This is a genomic window from Methylobacterium sp. WL18 (assembly GCF_008040015.1).
Taxonomy (GTDB): domain Bacteria; phylum Pseudomonadota; class Alphaproteobacteria; order Rhizobiales; family Beijerinckiaceae; genus Methylobacterium; species Methylobacterium mesophilicum.
The window spans coordinates 1-904 of the sequence record NZ_VRVD01001082.1 but is presented as its reverse complement, the minus strand read 5'-3'; the positions used below and the strand labels follow the sequence as shown (position 1 = coordinate 904).

Annotated in this window: 2 protein-coding genes; both read right to left on the bottom strand. The window is 71.7% G+C overall.

The features are described 5' to 3' along the window. Positions 1-669 (bottom strand): enoyl-CoA hydratase-related protein (locus tag FV228_RS31015; RefSeq protein ID WP_147857896.1); only part of this gene is annotated, 669 nt, incomplete at its 3' end. A gap of 11 nt (positions 670-680) precedes the next feature. Beyond that, complete coding sequence (locus FV228_RS33585; RefSeq protein WP_187277988.1) at positions 681-830, bottom strand: hypothetical protein; 150 nt, start codon at positions 828-830, stop codon at positions 681-683. Between the last annotated feature and the right edge of the window lie 74 nt (positions 831-904).

Sequence of the window (904 nt, the reverse complement as noted above, 5' to 3'; positions counted from 1 at the left end):
CTCCAGGGCCGCCTCGACCTGCGCCTGGTCGCCGCGGATCAGCGCCCGGGACGCCGTCAGCGCGCCCCGCGGCAGGGCCGCGAGCTTGGCCGCCTGGGCGATGGCCTGGTCCAGCAGCATGTCGGCCGGCAGCACCGCGTTGACGAGCCCCAGCGCCAAAGCCTCGTCGGCATTGAGCGGCTGAGAGAGCAGCAGCAGCTCCGTCGCCTTGAGCCGCCCGACCCGCAGGGGCAGCAGGTAGCTCGACGCCGCCTCCGGCACGAGCCCGAGTTCCACGAAGGGCATGCGCAGCCGCGCCGCCGGGCTGGCATAGACGAGGTCGCAATGCAGGCTGAGCGTCGCCCCGATGCCGACCGCGATCCCGTCGATCGCCGCCACCATCGGGGTGCGGGTCCGGGCGAGCTGGCGGATGAAGGCCAGGGCCGGCGAGGCGCTGAAGCCGCCCGCGGCGCCGCCCATGAAGTCGGCGAGGTCGTTGCCGGCGCTGAACATCCCGGGCTGCCCGGCGAACACCACGGCGCCGATCCTGTCGGACGCATCCGCCTCCGCCAGGGCCGCGCGCATCGCGTCGTACATCGCCCCCGTGAGGGCGTTCTTCTTCTCCGGGCGGTTCAGGGTGATCAGGCGGACGCCGCCCTCGACGTCGGTGATCGCGATCGTGTCGGCCATGTCCGCCCCCCTCAAACCGCCAGCGCCAGCGCGGCGTCGTCCGTGAAGGCGCCGCCCTCCACGACGGAGTGCTCCAGCCCGCCCGCAGCCACCAGAAGATTCTCGGCGTAGAACCGGGCCAGGGCGATCCGGGCGGCCAGGGCCGGATCGCCCTCTGACACTTAAACACAACTGACGCTGCCCACCAACTACGCTGAGTAGCACTGCGGAGAGAGGTCGTGAAGAAGAAAATCCT